Genomic DNA, 20268 nt, shown 5'->3' on the forward strand with positions numbered 1-20268 from the left:
TTCAAGTTAGATGGTAACACCGCATTTTCAATATTATTTTATAAAAAACCTTATTAATATCGATCTGATTAAATAAAAAATGATTTATTTTTATTCAATTGAGAGTACAATCAAAATCATCAATAAAATGAGGTAACGTTATGTTATATAATAACAAATCGAAAAATAACCACCCAGTTCATCAAAATGATTGCCATGATGATTGTCAAAATATTGGGCACAACCATGATTCTCATCATTCACATGAAAATCATCAAACTATTGACTGCTGTGAAGATCAAGACAATTGCAACACTGAAGCCAATGAATATGATGAACCGACAGACGATCCCAAGCGGCAAGGCGGACACATCAAGTTAACTTGGAAAATTCAAGGAATGGACTGTGCACATTGTGCTCAAAAAATCGAAAATGGTGTTAAAACGTTACCCAATGTTAGTCAAACAAAAATTATCTTTTCCACAGAAAAACTTGTTGTATTTGTACCTCAAAAAAATGAGCAGATTGTAAAACTTATCGAAGATAAAGTAACTGAATTAGGTTATACACCCATTTTTGAATCCTCACCAGAACAATCAGTTCAACATCAACATTCAAGTATTTTGAATAAAAAAGAGTTAATCCCATTAGCACTATTGGGGACGTTAATTGTTGTCAGCTATATTTTACTTTTTGTTAATCATCAAGTCGGACAATATGCATTTATTATAACGGCCATTATTGGTTTACTACCGATTCTAAAAGAAGCCATCGTTTTAACCCGTAGTGGAACACCATTTGCGATTGAATCATTAATGAGTATTTCGGCCATTGGTGCACTTTTTATCGGCGCAGCTGAAGAAGCAACCATGGTCATATTTCTGTTCATGATTGGTGAAATGCTTGAAGGTGTCGCAAGCAATAAAGCTAAAAAAGGCATTTCATCACTTGTCCAACTTATGCCAGAAGAGACAATCATTATTATTGATGGTAAACGAAAAACAGTTGCAAGTCATACCCTAAAACCGAATGATATTATTGAAATATCATCAGGTGGAAGACTACCGGCTGATGTTATTTTAATTAGCGAACAAGCCAATATTGATGAAAGCGCACTAACCGGAGAATCAATACCCGTCAATTATCTTTGCGGCGATAAAATTTTAGCTGGATCATTGGTCGTCGATAATACCGTACAACTAAAAGTTATTTCTGAAACAGGACAAAATGCTGTCGATCGTATTTTACAATTGATAGAAGATGCTGAAGATCGCAAAGCATCCATCGAACGCTTCATTGATAAATTTAGTCGTTACTATACGCCATCTATCGCCTTATTCGCATTTTTAGTCATATTAATTCCACCATTGATGATGGGCGCCGACTGGTATACTTGGATCTACCGTGGACTAACACTATTGCTTATTGGTTGTCCTTGTGCCTTAGTGATATCAACCCCAGCCGTTATTACCTCGGCCCTTTCTTGTTCGGCTAAACAAGGTGTTTTGATCAAAGGCGGCGCAGCACTTGAACATATTGGATCAATTAAAACGATTGCTTTTGATAAAACCGGCACCTTAACCCAAGGCAAACCGCAAGTCACAGATATTATTGATGGTGACAAATCTACCAACGATTTACTCGCTATAGCCGCAGCCATTGAAAGCGGTTCGCATCACCCACTGGCGAAAGCCATCGTTGATTACACTCAACAGCAGCAAATTCAATTCAAAGAAGCAGATAACCGTAAAGCGATAGCCGGTGTTGGTATTCAAGGTCAAATTGGTCAAGAACTGATTTATATTGTTTCTCCCAATAAAATAACAACAGTTTCAAATGCTATCACTGATCAAAATAAGCAGATCATTAATCAATTAGAAAATGCAGGAAAAACGGTAGTTGTTGTAATAACAAGTGATAAATTATTAGGTATTATTGCATTACAAGATGTGTTACGTAATGATGCCACTGCTGCAATTAATGAACTACAACAATTGGGATTAAAAACTTTAATGCTCACCGGTGATAACCAGCGAGCAGCTAAAGCCATTGCAGGGCAACTTAATATGGATTACCTTGCGGAATTATTACCTGCCGATAAATTAACTGAAATTGAAAAAATTGGTCAAGATTCTACAATTGCCATGGTTGGCGACGGTATCAACGATTCACCAGCAATGAAAGCGGCAACCGTTGGCATTGCAATGGGCAGTGGCAGTGATGTTGCACTTGAAACGGCAGATGCAGCATTAACCAAAAATAGTTTATTAAGTTTACCTAAATTAATTCGCTTAACGCGTTTTGCTAACAAAAATATTAAACAAAATATTACCATTGCATTGGGTATAAAACTGATATTTTTGATAACAAGTTTACTGGGTTATACTGGGCTTTGGTTAGCGGTATTAGCTGATTCAGGTACGACGGCAATTGTGACCGCTAATGCATTACGAGTGTTAAGATTTAAAAAATAAGGATTAGGATTCAATTCTTTATCACATTAATTAAAAACCTATTGACTTAGATGCAATAGGTTTTAATGTTGTGTTACATCTCATCACTTCTTAGCGATATTTCGCCGCCGATGTAAGTCATGATTTTGCCATCTTGTTCAAGCTTTAATGCGCCTTGATCATTAATTCCTTTAGCAATACCGCGTATAATATTATCACCGATCAATAATTTTACTGGACGGTTAGCAAAATTGTCGAGCCGATCCCAATCTTTTATAAATGGTGCTAACCCTTGCTGCTCAAAATGAATCAATTTGGTTTTTAACGTTTTCGCAATTTGAGCAACCAATAAATTACGATCAAAATTACCTAAATTAGCCCATTTTTGATTAACAATATTAGCATCGGGATTGGTCATATTTAAATTAACACCCACACCAATAACCACATGCGCACTATCGCCAGTTTTACTCGCAAGCTCAACTAAAATACCTGCTAGTTTTTGATCTTTAAGATAAAGATCGTTTGGCCACTTTACTCTCACATCTTGCCCAGATATTGCTCTTAATGTATCGGCAATAACAATCCCAACAACTAAGCTTAATCCCATGGCAGCAGCGATACCTTGCTCCAATCTCCAATACATTGAAAAATAGAGATTTGTTCCAAAAGGCGCAAACCATTTACGCCCCCGCCGCCCTCTTGCTTGAGTTTGAAATTCAGCAACACAACCATCACCTGATTTTAACGTTGTAATACGATCAAGAAGATATTGATTAGTTGAATCAATGATGGGTAAAACTTCAATAGCACTATCTGCTCCATAATAATTATCGATTTTTTCTTTTTTCAAAAGCTCGATAGGCGCAGCCAAGCAATAACCTTTTCCTTGAACGGAAAATAGCTCAATCCCCCATTCGCGCAGAATTTTAATATATTTGTTGATCCCTGCACGTGTGATACCAAAATAAGAAGCTAATTCTTCTCCCGAATGAAACTCACCATCAGCTAATATTTCGATCAATTTAAGCGGATTTTGGTTATTACGCATTAATGCCTCGCTTTATTAATAATAAAATAAAAAAATAGATTGAAACTACTGTAAAACTCACAAATAGATAACTATTACTTGTTTTATCCATAATAAATGCTATTACAGCAGGTGCAACAAGACTACCTAAAGTATTCGTCAATAACATAGCTTGATTCATAGCAACAATGTCTTGCTTTCTTACACACGAGCAAGCCCATGCCATTGAAATCGGGTAAATGGTATAAATTGTTGCACCTAATAAAATAATGGCAACGATATCAAATAAATTAAATACCAACATTAGGCAAGCTATTATCATTAGAAACGATTCAACCAGTAAAACAAGGCGGCGACCATATTTATCAGCACACCAATTAGCCGGCATTTGCGCGACAACGCCAGATAAAATTAGAAGAATCATCCAGTTGGCAACTTGATTATCACTGTAACCTAAATGGGAATAATAAGCTGGCATCAGTGAATACAAAGAACCAATTAACATACCAGCAATCACACACCCCACTAACCCGAGTCGAGAGGGTTTATTTACAATCATAGGTACAATATTAAAACTGCTGTTTTTTCGTTTAGGCAATTTATAGTGAGTGAGTAATATAAATAAACTCGCCAGTCCCATTAAAACTGCCACCACAAGACCAAAATATAGCACATTTTGTGGAAAGTACTGTAATAGCGCTTGCCCTAAAACGGTACCTAAATAGTAAGTAGTTAAATAAACCGCTAGCATTTTACCGCGTGTTCTAACGGTACCTGTGACAAGTATACAACTCTCAATGACCACCCAAGTTACGGCACAAGCAATACCAATTAAAAATCGCCAAATTGCCCAGCTATAAAAATCAATTGAAAAACTTAAACCTATAGTTGCAATGGCAAAAATAATACAACTATAGGTATAGGTATACCTAGCGTTAAATCGGTTAATAAACCAATTCGCCATAATTGTCCCAATTAAGTTGCCAGTAAAATAACTTGAGCCGACTAAGCCGATTTGACCAAGTGAAAACTGGTGCCCGACTAACCACAGCGGCACTTGTGTATTTAACGCCGACAACGAAATAGTCACAAATAACAAACTTGTTAATAAAATTGGAAAAGAATAAGAGTGTTTCATGAATAATTAATTATAAGAAGTTATCTACATTAATTTCACCAGTACGGCCAATGAAACGAATTTCAGGTGATAAAACCACTGAAAATTTTTCCAATACTGCATTTTTAACATAACGCGCCAACGCTACAACATCTTGCGCTGTTGCATTATTTTTATTGACCAATACTAATGCCTGTTGTTGGTGTACAGCCGCTCCACCAATTTGAAAGCCTTTTAGACCACATTGATCGATTAACCATCCAGCGGCTAATTTGACTTGATTGTCAACTTGAGGATATATAGGCATTGCTGGGTAAATTTCAAGTAATTTATCGGCAACAATTTTATCGACAACCGGATTTTTAAAAAAACTACCGCCATTGCCTAAAATTTTAGGATCAGGTAATTTGCTGCGTCGAATTTCACAAACTTTATCAAAAATTATTTTGGAGGTGACCGTTTGTGGATCAAAGTTTTTTAATTCACCATAAGTTAATACTGGTTGCCACTGTTTTGATAATTTAATGCCTACATATATAACAGCATAGCCATTGCTATAACGGCTCTTAAAAATACTTTCACGATAACCATATTGACCATCAGTAACAGTAATAATTTTACCGGTTGCAAGTTCAAGTAACTGCACATAATCAGCCACTTTTTGAAACTCAATGCCATAAGCGCCAATATTTTGGATTGGCGCCGATCCAACACAGCCAGGAATTAAAGCAAGATTTTCTAATCCTGCTAACTGTTTTTCTACCGTCGTTGACACCAAATCATGCCAGATTTCACCAGCACCAACGTTTAAAAGCCAATACTCTTGAGTTTCAGTAATCGTGATGCCTTTAATACGATTGACGACCACAATACCGTCAAAATCAGCAGTAAATAATGTATTACTCCCTTCACCGATGATCATAATCGGCTGCTTTTCTTGATTTTGATCCCAAACTTGTTGTAATTGCTCAACGGTTGAAACGGTAACGACACTTCGAGCATAAACCGCCAGCCCAAAGGTATTAGGAATTTTTTGTTTCATCACTCACTACCTTTAATCTCTTTATAAAAGAGATGTGCTAATTAAAATTAACATGCATCATAATCGAATTAAAAGCGTTTTTCTTATTTAATTAACTTTAAGATTTTTAGTCTATTTACGCTTTTATTCGAAATAAGATCAGCACTCAAATATCAGCAAGCATGCTGTAATGCATTATATTTTGCATAAATATGGCTATTTTACCACAACGATAAATGATGTTTTATTAATTATTCAAACGCTGATAAATAAGCGAATTAAAGTAAAATATATTCAATACGTTATAGTGCGATTAAAACGAGTTGTGCTCAGTTACCTACCGACTAAAAAAAATAAAAATAACAGACCAATTTTGAATAAATAATCGACTAAACTGATGGTTTGATCTTTTTTGTTTTCATTTATCATGTATTATAACGAGCTAGCGATCTTTTTATAAATCGTAGTAAAATTCTAGCTTGAACTATTGAAACATAGCTATAATGATTTAAATCATATTTATATACTTAATAAATGAGCACATGATCACGGTTTTAGGGACTGTTATTCCTTATATTGTAGTATAGTTAAGTTTATTAGAAGTCAGAGGAAATTATGAAAAGAGTTTTTATTATGATCCTTGATTCCTTTGGAATCGGTGGTGCAGAGGATGCAAAAAAATATGGGGATGAAGGTGCTAATACACTAGGTCATATTGCCGAAGCTTGTGCATTAGGTAAAGCAGATCACGGTCGCAAAGGTCCACTAAAATTACCAAACTTAGCTAAATTAGGGTTAATTGAAGCTGCATACGAATCAACTGGAAGTTATCCAAAAGGCATGAAGACTGAAGGTAACATCATTGGTGCTTATGGTTATGCTAGCGAAATTTCTTCCGGTAAAGATACTCCGTCAGGACATTGGGAAATTGCCGGTGTGCCTGTATTATTTGATTGGGGCTATTTCACTAACACTACAAATAGTTTTCCTCAAGAATTGTTAGATAAAATTGTCGCGCGAGCTAAACTTCCGGGTTATTTAGGTAACTGTCACTCATCAGGTACGGTCATTCTTGATGAACTAGGTGAAGAACACATGACTAGCGGAAAACCGATTTTCTATACCTCTGCTGATTCAGTCTTTCAAATCGCTTGTCATGAAGAGACCTTTGGTTTAGATAGACTTTATGAAATATGCGAAATCGCACGTGATGAACTTAATAAAGGTGATTACAACATTGGACGTGTTATAGCTCGCCCGTTCATTGGTAAAAAAGCGGGTGAATTTGTTCGTACAGGTAATCGCCATGACTTAGCGGTTGAACCACCATCACCAACGATGATCAAAAAACTGGTTGATGAAAAACACGGTACTGTAGTATCTATCGGTAAAATTGCCGATATTTATGCAGAGGTTGGCATCACTAAAAAAGTTAAAGCAACAGGCATTGAAGCATTATTTAATGCATCATTAGAAGAGATCAAACAAGCCAAAGATAACACTATCGTGTTTACAAACTTTGTTGACTTTGACTCGTCATACGGTCATCGCCGAGATATTGCTGGTTACGCCGCAGCACTTGAATATTTCGATAGTAGACTGCCTGAAATGTTAGCCTTAATCCAACCGGGCGACCTACTCATTATTAGTGCCGACCATGGTTGCGATCCAACTTGGGCCGGAACAGATCATACTCGTGAGCACATACCTGTTTTAGTTTATGGTGATAGTGTTCCGGTTGGTTCATTAGGTCATCGTAAAACTTTTGCTGACATCGGGCAAAGTGTTGCGGACTATTTTGATTTGTCACCAATGGATTATGGTCAATCATTTATTAAGAAGTAACCATTTTATTTAAAGTAGGACAATTTTTTAGAAAAAGATATTCAGGAGATTTTGATGTCTACCCCACATATTAATGCTGATGATAATGCTTTTGCCGAAACAGTTTTAATGCCAGGCGATCCACTTCGGGCAAAATTTATTGCAGAAACATTTTTAGAAAATGCAAAAGAAGTGACGAATGTCAGATCTATGCTAGGTTTTACCGGCTACTATAAAGGTAAAAAAGTTTCGGTTATGGGGCATGGAATGGGTATTCCATCATGTTCAATTTACGCAACAGAACTCATTAAGTTTTATGGTGTAAAAAATATTATCCGAATCGGTTCATGCGGTGCAATTAGCCCTGATGTTAATGTCGGTGATGTGATTGTAGGCATGGGCGCGTGTACTGATTCAAAAGTAAATCGTCAACGTTTTAAAGACAATGATTTTGCGGCAATTGCTGATTTCGATCTGACTTGCCATGCGGTTAATGCAGCAAAAAAATTAGGTGTCAATGTTAAAATCGGCAACTTATTTTCAGCAGATTTATTTTACAGCGTTGATGCTGAAATGTTTGATGTAATGGAAAAATACAACATTTTAGGTGTTGAAATGGAAGCGGCAGGCATTTATGGTGTCGCAGCCGAATATGGCGCCAAAGCCTTAGCGATTTGTACAGTATCAGATCATATCCGTAAAGGTGAAGCTATGTCGGCAGAACAACGACAGCTAGGCTTTAAAGAGATGATCACTGTTGCTTTAGAGTCGGTATTACTGAATTCAAATTAAATTAATGGCAGAATTTCTGCCATTTTTTTTGATCAATAATTTATGTAATAAACAGTGCTGGCAGTGAACTAACTGAGTAAAACTTCATTACCAAGCTGTTTTAAGTTAATAAACTGCATAAGTTAATTGTCTGAAAGTTGAATACTTATCAGACGTAATATTTAAAATTTATTCATTAGTTTTAACAATAGGGTATAAAAGATCTCGTTTAATAAGGAATCGAAATGAATATCAAGGTACAACTTAAAGTTATATTTTTCTTACAATTTTTCATCTGGGGTAGCTGGCTTATTACCCTAGGTTCTTATATGATGGAGACACTAAAATTTAGTGGCACAACTGTAGGCTCAGTTTACGGCACAATGGGGATCGCTTCTTTATTTATGCCTGGCTTACTCGGTGTAGTAGCAGACAGATGGATACCGGCTAATCGCCTATTTATGCTTTGTCATTTAATTGGTGCAATTACACTATTTATTGCTGCATCAATCACATCTCCATTTATGATGGTGGCAGTCATGCTAATTCATTGTCTAGCGTTTATGCCTACAATAGCAATCTCAAACTCAATTTCGTACTCTTGTTTAGAATCAAAAAACCTTGATGTTATCAGCCAATTCCCTAGTATCCGAATATTCGGTACCATTGGTTTTATTGTGGCGATGTGGTTAGTGAGCTTTTTAAAATTAGAACTGAGCAACATGCAACTTTATATAGCAGCAGGTAGCTCTATTTTACTTAGCCTGTATTCACTAAGTTTACCTGTCAGCGCAACAACTAAAAATGACAGTAAAGAAAAATCATTGGTCAGTTCTTTAGGATTAGATGCATTTGTACTATTTAAACAACCAAGAATGGCAATATTTTTCATATTTGCTGTATTACTTGGTGGTATTTTACAAATCACCAATACGTTTGGTAACCCTTTCTTACGTTCATTTGCCGAGATCCCACAATATTCCGATAGCTTAGTGGTACAATACCCATCAGTATTACTTTCCATTTCGCAAATTTCGGAAGTTGTATTTATCCTATTTGTCCCATTTTTTATGAAACGTTTAGGTATTAAATATGTGATGTTAATCAGTATGTTGGCATGGGTGCTACGCTTTGGCTTATTTGCTTATGGTGATCCTTCTCCAGCTGGTTTTGTACTATTGCTATTATCAATGATTGTTTATGGTTGTGCATTTGATTTTTATAATATTTCAGGATCAATGTATGTTGAAAAATCCGTTTCACCAACGATTCGTAATAGTGCACAAGGTCTGTTTATGATTATGACTAATGGTCTTGGTGCTTATTTAGGTTCAACTATCAGCGGCATTGTTGTTGATCATTACACTACAGGTGGCATTATTGATTGGCGTACCATCTGGCTTATTTTTGCTGGTTACTCATTAATTCTTGCTATTATCTTTTTATTAATATTTAAAAACGATACAAGTAAATTAACAACAGCTAAAACAGTAAGTTAAATTAATACACTAACAATTAAGTTATCATTTTGTTAATAATTGATGGTAAATTAAGTAGAAATGCTAAATATTACCTTTATTAAATAAAAAACAGTTTAATGATAACTTGATTGTTAACATTCGGTCTACACTATATTAAGGCAACAAATCAATTAGTTGCCTATTAATGACTCATAAACGATTGACTACCTCACAAAATTATCAAGAAGTCACATAAAATGTATGGAAATGTTGATCCTTATCAAGGTAGAATAAAGCAAACAACGTAGATAACTTAAGATTCACGACAATGTTTTAAAACACTTATTAATCATGATTTCAGCGCTCAACACGCTTAGTTAACAAGATAAAGACTCGATGAATAAGCTAATAGTTCCAAAAGTAATATTACATGAACACGTAGAAGGTAGCATAACGCCTCTAATGGCTAAAACGTTAGCCGATAAAAATCATATGCCATTTTCCCCATCATTATGTTATTCATCTGGCGAATATGATAAAGATGCTTACCCTTACGGACGATACCGCTATGACGAAACTGATTTTGTTCAGTTTATTCAGACTTATGATACTGTTTCCAATTTTGTAAAAACGCCCGAAGATTATTACCTGATTACCTATGATTTTCTTTATCGAAACGCTAAACAGGGATTAATTTATTGCGAACTCTTTCTTTCGCCTTATCACATCTGCGCAACAGAAAATGCGGGTAACATCATTTGGGATCAAGATAAATTTCATCAAACATTACAACAAATGGATAACGCCATTATTGATGTACAAAAACAATTTAATATCACGGTACGATACCATGTTATTGGTGTAAGACATCTTGGCGCTAAACTAGTTTATGATACGTTGCGTTTTATCGAAAGGAATCCTCATCCATTTATCACGGGATTTAATATTGCTGGTAATGAAAAAGCAGGACATTTTGATGATTTTGAAGAAGCTCATCAGCTTGCATCAAAATTAAACTTAAAAAAATCTTATCACGCTGGCGAAATTGAATCGGCTGAAAGTATCATTAATGCACTTAAACATGGAGCTAGCCGCATTGGGCACGGTATTCGCGCCATTGAAGATCAAAATTTAATACAACAATTAGTGGCTAAAAACGTTACGTTAGAAATAGCATTAACCAGTAATCGCATTTTAGTCAATGAATTACAAGGTGACCTTCACAATCACCCAATACGACAACTGTACGAAAATGGCGTTCGTATAACACTCAATACCGATGATGCAGGCATTTTTGGCACTGATATTGAGAAGGAATATCAACTTGCCCAATCAATATTTCATTTTTCAAGATTAGAATTACTCGATATCACCCTATGTGGTATTGATGCCGCTTTTATTGAAGATTCAATTAAAACACAATTAACCGATTATGTTTTATCTTGCTTTACACTAGCCGATAAACAGGACCTGAAACAGGCCATTGCGGATACAAAATATCATCCTGCAATCGTTGCAAGATTTACTCAGTACCAAAAATTATTATTCAAAACAAGTTAACGGATAACAATGCCAGAGCAATAGGAGATTCACATGAAAAAATACAAAATAACACTCCCCCTTTTAACTCTATTAATTTCTGGCTCACTTCATGCAGCAACAGTTGATTTAAGAATTATCGAAACAAGTGATCTTCACGGCAATATGATGAATTACGATTACTTCAAAGATCAATATATTGATACTTTTGGGTTAGTAAAAACCGCTAATTTAATTCATCAAGCAAGACAAGAAGTCAAAAATAGTGTTTTGGTTGACAATGGTGATCTTATTCAAGGTAGCCCAATGGCCGATTATGCTAAAAATAAAGGGCTCAAACAAGGTGAAATCCACCCAGTATATAAAGCATTAAACACCCTTAACTACACAGTTGGTAATATCGGCAATCACGAGTTTAATTTTGGTTTAGACTTTTTGCAAAAAAGCCTATCGGGTGCTAAATTTCCTTATGTAAATGCGAATGTATATGATGCAAAAACCAATAAGCCTTTTTTCAAACCCTACATTATTGTTGATACCCCGGTAATTGATACTGATGGTCATAAGCATACAATCAAAATTGGTTATATCGGCTTTGTCCCACCGCAAATCATGCAATGGGACAAACTGAATTTAGAAGGCAAGGTGGTTGTAAAAGATATTACCGAAACCGCTAAACACTTAGTGCCAGAGATGAAACAGCAAGGAGCAAATGTCATTATAGCTATTGCACATTCTGGTGTGTCAGCAGACCCGTATAAAGCCTTAGCCGAAAATTCTGTTTATTATTTAAGTCAAGTCGAAGGTATCAATGCCATTATGTTTGGTCATTCGCATGGTGTTTTCCCGGGTGACGATTTTAAATCCTTACCTAATACCGATATTAAAACAGGCAATATCAACCATGTTCCAGCGGTCATGCCTGGTCAATGGGGGAGTCATTTAGGTGTCGTTGATTTAGTACTCGATGGCAATAAGGATCATTGGCAGGTCACTTCAGGAAAATCCGAAGCTAGGCCAATCTATGACATCAAAAATAAAAAAGCACTGGTTGAGGCCGACCAAAATATTACTAAAGTATTAAAACAAGATCACCAAGCTACCCGTGAATTTGTCAGCAAACCAATTGGTAAAGTATCAACCGATATCAATAGTTATTTAGCATTAGTGGAAGATACATCTGCATTACAAATCATTAGTGATGCGCAAATAGCTTACGTAAAACAGTTTGTTCAAGGCGATCCTGATCTGGATGGCTTACCAATTTTATCAGCAATTGCACCCTTTAAAGCCGGTGGTCGAAAAAATGATCCTTCAGCTTATGTGGATGTAAAACAAGGTGATCTCACGTTTAGAAATGCAGCCGATATTTACTTGTATCCGAATATTTTATCTGCGGTAAAAATTACTGGTCAAGATGTCAAAGAGTGGCTGGAATGTTCAGCGGGTGTTTATAATCAAATTGACATACAGTCTGATAAACCGCAATACTTAATCAATTGGGAGCACTTTAGAACTTATAATTTTGATACCATTGATGGCGTGAATTATGAAATAGATGTAACACAACCCGCACGTTACGATGGCAATTGCCAATTGATCAATGCCAATGCTGAACGTATTAAAAATCTCACTTATCAGCAAAAACCAATTGATGTTAAACAGCCATTTTTAATAGCGACTAATAATTATCGGGCTTATACCGGTAATTTTCCAGGTACCGGCGGTAAGAATGTTAAATTCAATTCGCCCGACGATTTAAGAGTCATTCTATCTGCATATATTACGAATACCACAAAAGAAAAAGGCGTGGTAAATGTTACCACCGATAATAATTGGCAAATAGCGCCAATATCGAGTCAAACAAAATTAGATATCCGCTTTGAGTCTTCACCAAGTAACGAAGCCAAAGCGTATATTGAACACAATTCGCTTTATCCAATAAAATTTATCGATAAAGACAATTTAGGCTTTGGTGTATATCAACTAGACTTACAATCACCGGCAAAAAATCACTCCCAAATAAATAGTACAATTGAAACTAAAAAGGACTAACACCATGAAAATTGAAAAATTGATTGAACTTGCTAAAACCGCTCGTTCAAAAGCCTATGTTCCTTATTCTAAATTTCAGGTCGGTGCAGTACTTATCACCGAAGATGACGAAGCAATTTTAGGTTGTAATATTGAAAACGCTTCTTATGGATTAGCTAACTGCGCTGAACGCACCGCCATTTTTAAGGCTGTGTCGGAAGGTAAACGCAAATTTAAAAAATTAGTGGTTATTGGTGATACAGATGGTCCTATTTCACCTTGCGGTGCTTGTCGCCAAGTGATTAGCGAATTTTGTGCTAAAGATATGCCCGTTATATTAACTAATATGCATGGAAAAATTCAGGAAACCACAGTAGGTGAATTATTACCTTGGTCTTTTTCACCGAGTGATTTAGATTAAATCTTATTTAGTTAATAAGATTGATAATAAAATAATTTTAATAATCTAGGTATTATTAAAGTTATGTTAATTAGGTCGACACTATTCGACAAATATAAAGTGACTCACTTTATATAAATTCAAACACACTAACTTGATTTATTGATATTAAGAGAGAAATTTAATGAGATTTGTAGATATTATTGAAAAAAAGCGTGACGGTCATCCCCTTACAACTGAAGAAATCCAATTTTTTATCACCAACTATACTAATGGCACCATTCCTGACTATCAAGTTAGCGCACTATTAATGGCGATCTATTTTCAAGGAATGACATCAAAAGAGTGTGCCGATTTAACTAGCGCAATGATGCACTCTGGTGATACGGTTGATTTATCTTCGATTAAAGGTATAAAAGTCGATAAACATTCAACTGGCGGCGTTGGTGATACGACAACTCTAGTTTTAGCGCCTTTAGTTGCGGCATTAGATATTCCTGTTGCCAAAATGTCAGGGCGTGGCCTTGGTCACACAGGTGGAACCAATGACAAATTTGAATCCATTCCAGGATTTAAAATTGAATTAGGTAAACAAGAATTTATTGACCAAGTAAATCAAAAAGGCGTTGCGGTAATTGGGCAATCAGGCAACCTAACACCAGCAGATAAAAAATTGTATTCACTACGCGATGTAACAGGAACAGTCGGTTCTATTCCGTTGATTGCTAGTTCAATTATGAGTAAAAAACTAGCCGCCGGTGCCGATGCCATTGTGCTTGATGTCAAAACGGGTGATGGTGCATTAATGAAAACCATGGAAGACTCTGAAAAATTAGCACACGAAATGGTGAATATTGGTAATCAAATTGGCCGTAGAACCATGGCAATTATCTCGGATATGTCACAGCCGCTAGGTTTTGCTATTGGTAATGCCCTTGAAGTCAAAGAAGCCATTGATACCTTAAAAGGGCATGGTCCTGCTGATTTAACCGAATTGGTCTTAACGCTTGGTAGCCAAATGGTTGTTCTTGCTAATAAAGCTAAAACATTAGAAGAAGCGCGAGAAAAACTGCAAGAGGTCATCGAAAATGGCAAAGCTATCCAAAAATTCAAAGATTTGATTGAAGCACAAGGCGGCGATAGTTCGGTTGTTGATCACCCAGAAAAACTCGCTAGCGCGCCTTATCAAATCGCCCTACCTGCATTAAAATCGGGTTATGTTTCAAGAATTATTGCAGATCAAATTGGGATTATTGCTATGCAATTAGGTGCAGGCCGTGCAACTAAAGAGGATATTATCGATCCAGCTGTAGGCATTGTATTACATAAAAAAGTAGGTGATAAAGTTGCCGAAGGTGAAGCGCTACTCACTATTCATGCTAATACAGACAAGTTAGATGCCATTAAGCAAAAGCTTTATGACAATATCACTATTAGTGATAGCGCTAAGCAACCTCAGCTTATTTTTAAAGTAATAACTGAATAGGCGTTTTGCATCAGGATTTAGGAGACACCATGAAGTATTTAAAATTAAATAAAAAACTATCACTGCTGATTGTTTTAGGCTTATTTTCGGTTAATGCAATTGCTGTTGTGGCAACTAAACAACCAATTGGACCTAATTGGGAAAAAAATAAAACTTATCAATTTACTATTTTACATACCAACGATCATCATGGCCGCTTTTGGCAAAATGATATTGGTGAATATGGACTTGCCGCCCAAAAAACGGTGGTTGATGAAATTCGTAAAGAAGTAGCAGATAAAGGTGGTAAATTACTGCTACTATCAGGTGGTGATATTAATACAGGTGTTCCTGAATCTGATGTACAACAAGCTAAGCCCGATTTTATTGGTATGAACGAGATTGGTTACGATGCAATGGCTGTTGGTAATCATGAATTTGATCACCCACTCACGATTATTCGTGAACAGCAAAAACTAGCGCACTTCCCTTTTCTATCAGCTAATACTTATTTCAAAGATACAGATAATCGAGTCTTTGATGCCTATAAAATGTTTGATTTGAACGGTATTAAAATAGCGGTTTTTGGCTTAACAACTGACGATACTATCACGCTTGCTTCACCTAAAAATACTGATGGTATCGAATTTCGTAAAACTCTACCCGAAGCGCAAAAAGTTATTACTCAAATAAAACAAACTGAACGCCCCGATATGATAATAGCCGTCACCCACATGGGGCATTACGAAAATGGTGAACATGGTTCAATGGCACCAGGCGATGTTGAATTAGCCAGAGGTTTACCAACTGGTGAATTGAATATGATAGTAGGTGGGCACTCTCAAAATCCTGTTTGCATGGCCAGCCCAAATAAACGTATTACTGAGTATGTACCCGGCACGCCTTGTGCACCAGATCAACAAAATGGTACTTGGATTGTTCAAGCTCATGAATGGGGCAAATACGTTGGTCGTGCAGATTTTATCTTTTTAAATGGCAAAATAACCCTACAAAATTACCAATTAATCCCAATCAATCTAAAAAAAGAAGTGGATAATGGTAATGATACTAAACGACTCGAATATTACACTAAAGAGATACCACAAGATAAAAAGTTATTAGAAACCTTACAACCTTATCAAGAACAAGGTAAACAACAATTATTGATTAAAACAGGTGAACTCACCGGCCGATTAGAAGGTGACCGTAGTGTTGTTAGATATCAACAAAGTAATATGGGGCAACTCTTATTAAGTGCATTTATTGAAAAAACCAATGCTGATATAGGCATCATGTCTGGTGGTATGATTCGTGATTCACTCATTGAAGGCGATATTACTTATCGCGATATTTTAAAAGTTGAGCCATTTGGTAATAGCGTTGTTTATTTTGAATTAACCGGCAAACAATTACTTGATTATTTGAAAGTCGCATTAAGTAAAAAACCGGGTTCAGGTGGCTTTACTCATTTAAAAAATATTAGTTTAACACGCACTGGTGACAGTATCGATAATGTAAAAATTAAAGATGAACCAATAGATTTACAAAAATCTTATCGAATTACCACACTCGACTTTTTAGCTGCGGGTGGAGATGGCTATCCGGTGACAAATACTTTACCAACTTATGTTGATACTGGATATCGAGATGCCGATGCAGTAAAACAATATTTTGAGGCACATTCGCCTATTAATGCATCCGATTATGAACCTAAACCATTCATTACGGATAAATAAACAATAATTAATACGGTAAAAATTTTGTTGTTAAGTTTAGTCAAAAACCATTAAGCATAAAAGTATTAATATTTTTAGCTAGCTAGCAACAAAATTCAATATTAACATAAGATTGCTCTACTTACTTTAAGTGTCGAGGTGATAATGGACATGACTGAATTTCAACAAAATTGTTATAACATAGTGACAGATCCCAATTTGTCACCAAAACAAAAATCTAACTTACTCGCTTTAGCCGCCGAAAATAATTTACCTTATGTTGATTTGGATAGTGAGACTAAACAAGCTTTAGATGAACGTGTAATTTGTGATATGTATGAAGGTCATGCCCCATACAAGCCGCGATATGTATTACCTGATTATGAAAAATTTCTTAAGCAAGGATCAGAATATTTAGAACTTGAGCCGGCAAAAAGTTTTGATGATGCATTAAATATGCTGACAATTGCTTATCATCATGTTCCTTCTGTTACCGGCATGCCCGTTTATTTAGGTTGTTTAGACCAAGTGCTCCTTCCTTATGTTGGCAATTTAACAGAAGCCGATCTTTACCCGCGATTAAAACGTTTTTGGATTATGCTGGATCGCAATTTACCTGATGCGTTTATGCATGCCAACATTGGGCCGACCGACAATGTTATTAGTCGAACTATTTTACGTGTTGATCGCGAACTTAAACAAGTCGCCCCTAATTTAACGTTTATTTATGACGAAAGTATCACACCCGAATCTTTACTAAATACAGCCATTGAAAATATTTGCCAAACAGCCAAACCACATATTGCAAATAATATGATGATTAAAAAAGATTTTGATGAAAAAGGCTATGGAGTTGTAAGCTGTTATAATTCTTTACCTGTTGCGGGTGGCGGTAGTACCCTTTCAAGAATCAATTTAAAGGAAGTTGCACTACGCAGTAAAAATATTGTCGACTTTTTGCAAAATACCCTACCTTTCTACTGTCAATTACAGCTGAATTTAATCAAAGCCCGCTCCGCATTTTTATATGAAAAATCTAACTTCTTTCAAAATAGCTTTTTGGTAAAAGAAGGATTGATTGATGCCAATCGTTTTGCGCCTATGTTTGGGGTCTATGCCATGGCTGAAGCGGTGAATATTCTACAAGAGAAATCTAACTTAGCCGGTCGCTACGGTGTCGATGAAGATGCCAATGAGCTAGCTACCACCATTTCTAAACAACTAGCCGACTTTGTTGATAGTCATGAAATTAAGCATGCATGGCATGGTAAAGCCATGTTACATGCACAGTCCGGTATTAGTACTGATAGAGGAGCAACACCGGGATTACGTATCCCTTATGGGCATGAACCGGATCCGGTCACCCACATTATGGCGCTGTTTAAACACCATAAATATTATGCGTCAGGTATCAGCGATATTTTAACGATTGATGAAACGATTAAAAATAATCCATTAGCCTTAGTACAAATTTGCAAAGCGGCATTCAAATTTGGTTTTAGAGAATTTACCGCTAATATAAGTGGTAATGATTTAGTTCGTGTAACGGGTTATATGGTGAGATTATCAGATATCAAAAAGTATAAACAAGAAGGTTCTCGTATCAATACTACTTTTTTAGGTAGTGAAGCTGCACAAGATACTGTTAATAACAGTTATCTATGTCGTACACCTCGGGTGATTAGTCATGAACAAATCATGGGCAATCGTTAATAAACTGTTACCCTTTTCTTGTGTTGATGGACCAGGCAATCGCTTGGTCATCTTTTTACAAGGCTGTAATTTTAAGTGTTTAAACTGCCACAATCCTTACACCATATCCTTGTGTAGTGATTGTGGTAGTTGCGTATCTAGTTGCCCTCATCAAGCTTTGAGCCTAGTTGATAATAAAGTTATTTGGCAAACATCAGCTTGCCAGCAATGTGATACCTGCATAAACACCTGTAGCCATAGTTCAACACCCATGACTTACCGTTACAGTGTTGAAGATATTTTGCAAACAATTCGAAAATACCAACCTTTTTTAACAGGAATTACCGTTAGTGGTGGTGAAGCCACTATGCAACTCCCTTTCATTACAAAACTTTTTAGTGCTATTAAACAAGACCAAAATTTAAAACACTTAACCTGTTTTATAGACAGCAATGGTTATTTGTCACAATCTGGCTGGCAAAAAGTACAACCTGTACTTGATGGAGCAATGATTGATCTGAAAGCTTGGGACAGCCAAATACATAAAAAACTAACCGGTCGAGATAACCATCGAGTAAAACAAACTATCGCCTACCTGGCGAAAATCAACAAACTCTACGAAGTGAGATTTTTAATCATTCCTGAGCATACTGACTTACAACATAATGCCACGCATCTTGCACAATTTTTAATGGATATCGATCCGAATATCAAAATTAGAATAAATGCCTTTCATAATCATGGGGTACACGGCATAGCCAAAACTTGGAAACCCGCCACGCAAGATCAAGTCGAACTTTTTGCCATGCAATTAAAAAATAATGGTTTACATAATATTACGCTTCCCAGCGTCTATTTGTAAGATTGATAATGGGCAAAAAAAGATAAAATTCCTTTAATTAAAACCTCCCCAATCTGTTTCCGCCATTATTCATCACTAAACAAAATGCTCAATCGGTACCAACAACTTTACGTTATACATCGAGGATGTGTACAGAATATTGGCAGAACTCAAATCGTTGAGATAAAGTTATTATTCATCGACATTGCCAAGGCCCATTCGCTACTGGATTACAATATCTTTTACCTGTCTTATCACAATAAATTCAACGTTAAGTAACAATGAATTGAGTAATAATCAAACTTTTTATATTTTTTAAGAAAAATACTTATATTTTATACAGTGACAATTATCAACTTAAGGTTGAATATTGTATCTGATAATTGTGATAACTTTTCTTATATAACTCAAATATTGTATTTAATGCAGGTTTACAGTGGTGTGTAAACGGCACATACGGTTGAGGTCAAAATGATTAAGTTCAAACATCCTAGTTTGATACTTCTGTCCTACTTCAGTTATTGCTGCTGATGAGGTAAAAAATGTAATTGGCTCAGAAAAATGACAACAAATATCGTGTTTATTATCAAAGCAAGTATTTTTAACGATATCACTTTCATCAAGGTCAACTTGATTTAATGTTGTCTTTTGATTTTCGGATAAAGGCAAATAGATTATATCCGAATAAAAACAACCTATTTTCATCACTTGTTGGGAATAAGTGATATTTTTTTTAATCACATTCACCTCGGTTGAAGATAATGCTTTAACCTCTTGCATATTAAAAAAAAGATTAAAAACTACTATCGTAAAAAGTAATGTAAAAAACATTTGTTTTTTTGGGATAATATTGGAATCAAACTTAAACATATTATTAATCACATACATTATCGATCTCTTTTTTATCATAAAAATACCTTCTAATGT

At 35.7% G+C, this 20268-nt stretch carries 15 protein-coding genes; 11 read left to right on the top strand and 4 right to left on the bottom strand.

From position 1 onward, the window contains the following. The first annotated feature begins 140 nt into the window (after positions 1-140). Positions 141-2453, top strand: a complete 2313-nt coding sequence (locus A9G09_RS10885) for a zinc/cadmium/mercury/lead-transporting ATPase (protein WP_065634863.1) — start codon at positions 141-143, stop codon at positions 2451-2453. Between the two features lie 73 nt (positions 2454-2526). Here A9G09_RS10885 and birA read toward each other — a convergent pair whose 3' ends face one another. Genes birA through murB form a run of 3 tightly spaced genes read right to left on the bottom strand, consistent with a single transcriptional unit; the run spans position 2527 to position 5621 of the window. Continuing rightward, positions 2527-3483 (bottom strand): bifunctional biotin--[acetyl-CoA-carboxylase] ligase/biotin operon repressor BirA, encoded by a 957-nt coding sequence (gene birA, locus A9G09_RS10890; protein ID WP_065634864.1) that lies wholly within the window; start codon positions 3481-3483, stop codon positions 2527-2529. Then, positions 3476-4600 carry an MFS transporter gene (locus tag A9G09_RS10895; RefSeq protein ID WP_065634865.1) on the bottom strand — a complete coding sequence of 375 codons (1125 nt, stop codon included), beginning with the start codon at positions 4598-4600 and terminating at the stop codon, positions 3476-3478. The genes birA and A9G09_RS10895 overlap by 8 nt, the downstream gene beginning before the upstream one ends. A 10-nt stretch (positions 4601-4610) precedes the next feature. After that, a complete protein-coding gene (gene murB, locus A9G09_RS10900; RefSeq protein WP_065634866.1) occupies positions 4611-5621 on the bottom strand; it encodes a UDP-N-acetylmuramate dehydrogenase in 1011 nt (336 codons plus the stop codon). A 594-nt stretch (positions 5622-6215) separates the two neighbouring features. Here murB and A9G09_RS10905 point away from each other — a divergent pair. The 10 genes from A9G09_RS10905 (at position 6216) to A9G09_RS10950 (ending at position 19362) form a co-directional block, all read left to right on the top strand. Continuing rightward, positions 6216-7445: a phosphopentomutase gene (locus A9G09_RS10905; protein WP_065634867.1), complete on the top strand. Its 1230-nt coding sequence runs from the start codon at positions 6216-6218 to the stop codon at positions 7443-7445. A 54-nt stretch (positions 7446-7499) separates the two neighbouring features. Next, positions 7500-8216 (top strand): purine-nucleoside phosphorylase, encoded by a 717-nt coding sequence (gene deoD, locus A9G09_RS10910; protein ID WP_065634868.1) that lies wholly within the window; start codon positions 7500-7502, stop codon positions 8214-8216. A 224-nt stretch (positions 8217-8440) separates the two neighbouring features. Continuing rightward, positions 8441-9694: a nucleoside permease gene (locus A9G09_RS10915; RefSeq protein WP_065634869.1), complete on the top strand. Its 1254-nt coding sequence runs from the start codon at positions 8441-8443 to the stop codon at positions 9692-9694. 357 nt (positions 9695-10051) lie between these two features. Then, positions 10052-11215, top strand: coding sequence for an adenosine deaminase (gene add, locus A9G09_RS10920; protein WP_081297555.1), 1164 nt, complete (start codon positions 10052-10054; stop codon positions 11213-11215). A gap of 33 nt (positions 11216-11248) precedes the next feature. Next, positions 11249-13249, top strand: coding sequence for a bifunctional 2',3'-cyclic-nucleotide 2'-phosphodiesterase/3'-nucleotidase (locus A9G09_RS10925; RefSeq protein ID WP_065634871.1), 2001 nt, complete (start codon positions 11249-11251; stop codon positions 13247-13249). 4 nt (positions 13250-13253) lie between these two features. Further along, a complete protein-coding gene (locus A9G09_RS10930) occupies positions 13254-13649 on the top strand; it encodes a cytidine deaminase (protein ID WP_065634872.1) in 396 nt (131 codons plus the stop codon). A gap of 163 nt (positions 13650-13812) precedes the next feature. Beyond that, positions 13813-15114: a pyrimidine-nucleoside phosphorylase gene (locus tag A9G09_RS10935; protein WP_065634873.1), complete on the top strand. Its 1302-nt coding sequence runs from the start codon at positions 13813-13815 to the stop codon at positions 15112-15114. A gap of 29 nt (positions 15115-15143) precedes the next feature. Then, positions 15144-16829 (top strand): bifunctional UDP-sugar hydrolase/5'-nucleotidase UshA, encoded by a 1686-nt coding sequence (gene ushA, locus A9G09_RS10940; RefSeq protein ID WP_081297556.1) that lies wholly within the window; start codon positions 15144-15146, stop codon positions 16827-16829. 150 nt (positions 16830-16979) lie between these two features. Continuing rightward, positions 16980-18521 (top strand): YjjI family glycine radical enzyme, encoded by a 1542-nt coding sequence (locus A9G09_RS10945; RefSeq protein WP_065634874.1) that lies wholly within the window; start codon positions 16980-16982, stop codon positions 18519-18521. Then, complete coding sequence (locus A9G09_RS10950) at positions 18496-19362, top strand: YjjW family glycine radical enzyme activase (RefSeq protein ID WP_065634875.1); 867 nt, start codon at positions 18496-18498, stop codon at positions 19360-19362. The genes A9G09_RS10945 and A9G09_RS10950 overlap by 26 nt, the downstream gene beginning before the upstream one ends. 399 nt (positions 19363-19761) lie before the next feature. Here the strand turns inward: A9G09_RS10950 and A9G09_RS10955 are convergent, their stop codons facing one another. Further along, positions 19762-20250 carry a hypothetical protein gene (locus A9G09_RS10955; RefSeq protein ID WP_065634876.1) on the bottom strand — a complete coding sequence of 163 codons (489 nt, stop codon included), beginning with the start codon at positions 20248-20250 and terminating at the stop codon, positions 19762-19764. Positions 20251-20268: the final 18 nt, after the last annotated feature.

The organism is Gilliamella sp. wkB292, from assembly GCF_001690235.1.
In the GTDB taxonomy this organism is placed as follows: Bacteria; Pseudomonadota; Gammaproteobacteria; order Enterobacterales; family Orbaceae; genus Gilliamella; species Gilliamella apicola_F.